6 protein-coding genes are annotated in these 6211 nt (G+C 68.4%); 1 reads left to right on the top strand and 5 read right to left on the bottom strand.

The genetic code is table 11. From position 1 onward, the window contains the following. Positions 1 to 20 precede the first annotated feature (20 nt). Positions 21 to 1463 (bottom strand): adenosylhomocysteinase, encoded by a 1443-nt coding sequence (gene ahcY / locus KQ305_RS00790; protein ID WP_259723556.1) that lies wholly within the window; start codon positions 1461 to 1463, stop codon positions 21 to 23. Positions 1464 to 1554: 91 nt separating this feature from the next. On the opposite strand from ahcY, the gene tsaE reads away from it, so the two are divergent. Continuing rightward, positions 1555 to 2055 carry a tRNA (adenosine(37)-N6)-threonylcarbamoyltransferase complex ATPase subunit type 1 TsaE gene (gene tsaE, locus KQ305_RS00795; protein WP_259723557.1) on the top strand — a complete coding sequence of 167 codons (501 nt, stop codon included), beginning with the start codon at positions 1555 to 1557 and terminating at the stop codon, positions 2053 to 2055. Between the two features lie 56 nt (positions 2056 to 2111). On the opposite strand, the gene KQ305_RS00800 is transcribed toward tsaE, so the two are convergent. The 4 genes from KQ305_RS00800 to KQ305_RS00815 form a co-directional block, all read right to left on the bottom strand. Beyond that, on the bottom strand, positions 2112 to 3821 hold the full coding sequence (locus KQ305_RS00800) for a methyltransferase domain-containing protein (RefSeq protein WP_259723558.1): 1710 nt from the start codon (positions 3819 to 3821) through the stop codon (positions 2112 to 2114). Continuing rightward, positions 3818 to 4951, bottom strand: a complete 1134-nt coding sequence (gene mutT / locus KQ305_RS00805; RefSeq protein WP_259723559.1) for an 8-oxo-dGTP diphosphatase MutT — start codon at positions 4949 to 4951, stop codon at positions 3818 to 3820. The genes KQ305_RS00800 and mutT overlap by 4 nt, the downstream gene beginning before the upstream one ends. 11 nt (positions 4952 to 4962) lie before the next feature. Further along, the gene (locus KQ305_RS00810) at positions 4963 to 5712 is read right to left on the bottom strand and encodes a 2OG-Fe(II) oxygenase family protein (RefSeq protein ID WP_259723560.1); all 750 of its coding nucleotides are present in this window, start codon (positions 5710 to 5712) and stop codon (positions 4963 to 4965) included. 48 nt (positions 5713 to 5760) lie between these two features. Next, on the bottom strand, positions 5761 to 6211 hold a 451-nt coding region (locus KQ305_RS00815; RefSeq protein ID WP_311134299.1), incomplete at its 5' end, for a sigma-70 domain-containing protein.

A 6211-nucleotide genomic window follows, 5' to 3' on the forward strand; every position in this document is an offset into this window, starting at 1 on the left:
CAGCGCCGGGCCGCAGCCGCTCAGTAGCGGTAGTGGTCGAGCTTGTAGGGGCCTTCGACGGGGACGGCGATGTAAGCCGCCTGCTCGGCGGTGAGCTCGGTGAGCCGGGCGCCGATCCGCTCGAGGTGCAGACGGGCCACCATCTCATCGAGGTGCTTGGGCAGCACGTAGACCTCCTTGCCGTAGGCGTCGCCCTTGGTGAACAGCTCGATCTGGGCCAGCACCTGGTTGGTGAAGGAGTTGCTCATCACGAAGCTGGGGTGGCCGGTGCCACAGCCCAGGTTCACCAGCCGGCCCTCAGCCAACAGGATGATCCGGTTGCCGCTGGGCAGGATCACATGATCCACCTGGGGCTTGATGTTGTCCCAGGCGTACTGCTTGAGGGACGCCACATCGATCTCATTGTCGAAGTGGCCGATGTTGCAGACGATCGCCTGATTCTTCATGGCGAGCAGGTGCTCGTGGCGGATCACCTGGTAGTTCCCCGTGGCGGTCACGAAGATGTCCACATCCGCCACCACGTCCTCGAGACGCACGACCCGGTAGCCCTCCATGGCGGCCTGCAGGGCGCAGATCGGATCGATCTCGGCGATCATCACCGTGGCGCCGAGGCCCCGCAGGGACTGGGCCGAACCCTTGCCCACATCGCCGTAGCCCAACACCAGGGCCACCTTGCCGGCCACCATCACGTCGGTGGCGCGCTTGATGCTGTCAACAAGCGATTCGCGGCAGCCGTAGAGGTTGTCGAACTTGCTCTTGGTGACCGAATCGTTGACGTTGATGGCCGGGAACGGCAGTTCGCCACTCTTCTGCATCTGGTACAGACGGGCCACGCCGGTGGTGGTCTCCTCGGTGACGCCCTGGATGTTGGCGTAGATGCGGGAGTAGAAGCCGGGCTGGACCGCCAGTCGCTGGCGGATGGAGTTGAACAGCGCCACTTCCTCCTCGCTGGAGGGGTTGTCGAGCACCGACAGATCCTTCTCGGCCTTGGTGCCGAGCACCACGAGGCCGGTGGCATCGCCGCCGTCATCGAGGATCATGTTGGGGGTGCCACCATCGCCCCACTCGAGGATGCGGTGGGTGAAGGCCCAGTACTCATCGAGGGTCTCGCCCTTGTAGGCAAACACCGGGATGCCGGCGGCGGCGATGGCAGCAGCGGCGTGATCCTGGGTGGAGAAGATGTTGCAGGACGCCCAGCGCACCTCGGCGCCGAGGTCCACCAGGGTCTCGATCAGAACGGCGGTCTGGATCGTCATGTGGAGACTGCCGGCGATCCGGGCCCCCTTGAGGGGCTGCTCTGCGCCATAGGTCTCGCGCAGGGCCATCAGGCCGGGCATTTCGGTTTCGGCGATCGCCAGTTCCTTGCGGCCCCAGTCGGCCAGGCCGAGGTCGGCGATCACATAGGAACTTGTGGCCTGAACGCCAGCAAACGCAGCCTCAGGGCTGGAAGGTGTTGCCACCATGAAAGAAAAGCTCCCGGACGGGAGGACGAAACAATGGAAATATCTGCAGAGACGCCGAGGCTTCGGGCTCGCTGAGAGGCAATCTACAAGGGTGGAACCAAATGACGCGATCGACGTGTGCCATCTGGCGGACCCCTCCGCCACCGACGCCCTGGGGCGGCGGCTGGCGTCGCAGCTGATCGCCGCTGGTGCTGGTGACGGTGCCCTGCTGCTGCTGCGGGGGGAGCTGGGCACGGGCAAGACGTCGCTGGTGCAGGGACTGGCCGCCGCCCTGGGCATCGCCGAACCGATCAGCAGCCCCACCTTCGCCCTGGCTCAGCACTACGACACCGACGCCGGGCCCGACGCGGGCGCCTCTGCCCTCGTGCACCTCGATCTCTACCGGCTGGAGCAGGGCGCCGCGGCCGATGAACTGTTTGCCCAGGAGGAGGAGGAGGCCCGCCGCATCGGTGCCGTGATGGCGGTGGAGTGGCCCGAGCGGCTCAGCTTCCGGCCGGAGGGGGCCTGGGAGGTGGACTTGAGCCACACGGAAGATGGCGAGGGCAGGCTGGCCCGGATCACGCCGCCATCCGCGTCTGGAGCGCCGCGATGATGCGGGCGTTGGCGGCCGCAAAGGGGTAGCCCCAGAGGGAGAACCGGACAGCGGCTTCAGGGATGAAGTTCCGGCACCCGATCCAGGAGGCGGCTGGTGAGGTCATGGCGCCGATCCCAGAGGCTTCGGTACCAGGCCTCCCGGTCGGCCACCTGGTGGCGATGCATCCGGTTCGCTGCCACCCAGCCTCTGGCCCTCTGGCCCAGCTCCTGCATCGCCAGGGGGTCAGCCCGCCAACCCGCCAGGGCTGCCTTGAGTTCAGCCGCGGAGTCGAACAGGCAGCCGCCCAGCCCAGCCTCAAAGGTGGCGGCGTAAACGGTGGGGCTGGCCAGGATCGCCAGGCCGTGGGCCGCGGCCTCCAGGGCTTTGAGGTCTGATTTGCAGCAGTTGAAGGGCGTGTCGGCGAGGGGCAGCCAGGCGATGTCGCAGCGGCCCATCAACCGGCGATAGGTGGGGTAGTCGCAGGTGGGGGTGAAGGTCCGGCCTGGGATCGCCAGCGCCTCGAAGAAGTCCCGGTCATGCACCACCTCCACCTCCCAGCGATCGGGGTCGGCGGTGAGAACCTCGTTGAGCGACCCCATCCAGGGGCTCCAGTCGGCCTGGCGGTTGAGGGCGCCGAAAAACAGTCGCAGGGGGCGCCGCTGCAGCTCCGACTCCGATTCCGCAGGCCGCGACTCCGGAAGCGCCTCGATGGCATTGGCGAACACGGCCACCTCCGGATTGAGCGGACCGATCCGCTCGGCCAGGGGCTGGGTCGACACCTGCACCGCGTGAACGCCGGTGAAGCAGAGATGCCGATTCGCAGCGATCGCCGGCCAGCGGTCGGGATCATCGTCGTAGTCGCTCACGACCACATAACCGTTACGCAGCAACAGCCGCAACTTCTCGAGGGAGTCCTCAAGGGTGAGCATCGGTCGCTGCCAGAGCAGCAGCCTTGGCAGCGTGGCTGCGGCCGGCAGCAGGTTGAGAGAGCCCGAGCCGCAGCGGAAGCTGATGGCCGGCTGGCTGAACAGGGCCCGCAGCGGCTGCGCCATGCGCACGTCGACCATGCCGGCCTGGGGGGGCAGGGTGAGGGCATCGAGGTGCAGGGGTATCCGCGGCCGGCGGCTGGCCCGCACGAGGTACTGCAGGGGAGCCACGCCGGCCAACAGTTCGCCGCGATCGATTCCCAGGCCCTTCAGGGCCGGCTCGAGCTGGCGCACGAAGGCTTCGGCCGCTTCCGGACGGAAGATCCTGGGCGTCAATTCATGCAGGTGAAGACCGCTGCCCTCCACCAGGGCCTGAATGCCCTGACGGGTGAACCAGCGCAGGTGGGTGCGATCAAACAGTCCTTCCTCCGCCACGGGCCAGCGACCATGGAGCAGCTCCGCCAACACCGACCAGTGCTGCACATTGGGGATGCAGGCCAGCAGCACCCCATCCCGATCCAGCCAGGCCAGATGGCGGGCGATCGTGGCCCAGGGATCGCGGAAATGCTCGATCACATCGCCGTAGATCAGGCAGTCGATGGGCGGCAGAGGTGGCAAAAGCAGCCCCGGGTCTTCTGCATCGCCTCGAATGACATGGTCGAGGCGCTCGGCGGCCAGCTCGGCAGGTCCGGCCAGCTGCTCCACCCCCACATAGATCGCCTCGGGATTGCGGGCCTTGAACGCCGCCCCAAGGGCGCCGGCGCCGCAGCCGATCTCCAGCACGGCTCGGGCCTGCAGCGGAATCCGGCCCAGGAGATCGGGGTTGATCCGGTCGTGGTAGCCAGGGGTCACCGTCACTCGGCAGGCCGCTGTGAAGCCCGCAACCGCAGGAGCAGGGCACTGATGATGCGGGCGTTGGCGGCCGGAAAGGGGTAGCTGGAGAGCTCCTCGGGCGCCACCCAGCGCACCTGCTGGGAGGCCAGCGGCTGCGGCTCTCCCGAGCGCCAGCGGCAGAGATGCACCACGAAGCGCAGCCGCTTGTGGCTGTAGGCGTGCTCCAGGGTGATCAGCTCCTCCCCCACCGCCACCTCGATGGCCAGCTCCTCCCGCAGCTCCCGCTGGATCGTCGCTTCGATCGCTTCGCCAGGCTCCTGCTTGCCCCCAGGAAACTCCCACAGGCCGCCCAGCAGGCCCTCCTGGAGCCGCTGGTCGATCAGCACCCGCCCGTCCTTGTCCCGCACCACGCCCACCCCGATCACCTGGAACGGCACGGGCGGGGAAGTGTCCTTCACGGGTAAACGGCCGGGATCGCCGGCAGCGTAGGCAGCGCAGCGCCCGCGCCAGGGGCAGGCACCACAGCAGGGCTGGCGGGGGGTGCAGACCCCGGCGCCCAGGTCCATCAGGGCCTGGTTGAAGGCGCGGGGCCGGTGGGGGTCGAGAACGGTTTCGCTCAGCCGCCAGAAGTGGGCCATGTCCCGCTTCGGTGGCCCCGGGTGGGCGACCAGCCTGGCCACCACCCGCTGGACGTTGCCATCAAGGATCGGATGGGGGAGATCAAAGGCGGACGAAAGGATGCTGGCGGCGGTGCTGCGGCCGATGCCCGGCAGGGCCATCCAGCCCTCCAGCGTGCGCGGCCAGGGATCGCCACCCGCCGCGACCAGTCGCTGCGCCCCGCCGTGCAGGCGGCGGGCCCGGGCGTAGTAGCCCAGGCCCTGCCACAGCATCAGCACGTCATGCTCGCTGGCAGCGGCGAGGGCCCCGACATCGGGGAACGCCGCCATCAAGCGGTGCCAGTAGGGCAGCACCACGGCCAGCTGAGTCTGCTGCAGCATCACCTCGGCGACCCACACGCCGAAGGGGTCGAGGGGCTCACCGGGCCCAGGGCGTGATCCGTCGGGGCGGAGCTTCCAGGGGATGTCGTGGCGGCCGTGGTCCTCCCACCAATCCAGCAGGGAAGACCGAAGGGGCTCAATCGGGCCCGGATCCATCACACCTCGACCTACACGAACCCCCCCGGCCGGGGCCGGGTGCTGGACAGGGACACGTTGCCCTGGGCGGCACCCTGGGAAACGGCAGGCAAAGGGGCAGGCCGTGGCGGCGGCTGGGGCACGGCGACCACGTTGAAAGCGATCGACCAGCGCTCCCCTTCACCGCGGAAGGGGGGCACCGAGTGAGGTTGCCAGGCCGGAAAGACATAGAAATCACCGGGCACCGGCAACACGTAATGGGCCATGCCGGTGCGGAAGCTCTGGATGTGCCATTCCTCCGGGCCGTGGAAACAGAGCTGGCCGTCGAAGCGGTCGGCATTGATCTGGGGAGGCACCTGCAGGAACAGCACACCCGAGAAACTGCCGCCGTGGGTGTGGGTGGGGTTGTAGTCGCCGGCGCGCTGGGCGTTGAGCCACAGATCGATCATCTGCAGGCCATACCGGCCCGGCGTCCAGGGACCCCGGCCCTGGGGCGGCTGCTGGTCGATCACGTGGCGGATCCAGCGCTCACAGGCCGGCAGGATCACCGAGCGGCAGAGCTCGGCGGCGGCGGGATGGTCGGGCCCCAGCTCCCGCTGCTGGGACAGCTGCCCCGCCAGCTTCACCGACGCATCCGGACTGCGTTCGGGCTGGGCGAGAACCGCGCGGGCCATGGCCTGCAGATCGACCAACTGGGCCGGGGGCAACTGGCCCTGCAGCAGATAGCGGGGGAAGAGACTGACCACCTCCATCGTGGGCTCTTCCGGGGGTGTGCCGGCCATGGAAGCGGTGAGTGTGCGAGCTGAACTCAAGCCTCGCAAACGGCGGGATCAGATAGCCACGTAGGCCTCGACGGCGTCGCTGAGGCGGCGCAGACCGGCCAGGCCGTCGCGCTCCAGGTTGCGCACCCGGTCGCGGCTGATGCCGAGGATGCGGCCGATGCCGGTGAGGCTCATCGGCTCCTCGCCATCGATGCCGAAGCGCATCTTCAGCACGCGACCCTGCAGGTCCGGCAGTTGATCGAGCAGGGCCCGCAGGTCGCCTTTGAGGCACTCTCCGTCCACCAGCTCAGACGGCAGCAGGTCGTCTCCCGACAACAGATCCAGCAGCTCGGTGTCCTCGCCATCGCCCACCTTCGTCTCCAGGCTCACCGGCTGGCGGGCGCGGCAGAGCAGGTCTTTGACCTCCTCTTCGGGCAGCTCCACCGCCACCGCCAGTTCGCTCAGGGTGGGGGTGCGGCCCAGCTCCTGGCTCAGCTCTCGCTGGCCCTTCTTGAGCTTG

The organism is Synechococcus sp. CS-1332, assembly GCF_025127995.1.
GTDB lineage: Bacteria > Cyanobacteriota > Cyanobacteriia > PCC-6307 > Cyanobiaceae > Cyanobium.

Bases quoted from the DNA above. Each gene is read 5' to 3' on its own strand.
- mutT (WP_259723559.1), bottom strand. From the start codon at position 4,951: ATGGATCCGGGCCCGATTGAGCCCCTTCGGTCTTCCCTGCTGGATTGG.
- KQ305_RS00810 (WP_259723560.1), bottom strand. From the start codon at position 5,712: ATGGCCGGCACACCCCCGGAAGAGCCCACGATGGAGGTGGTCAGTCTC.
- ahcY (WP_259723556.1), bottom strand. From the start codon at position 1,463: ATGGTGGCAACACCTTCCAGCCCTGAGGCTGCGTTTGCTGGCGTTCAG.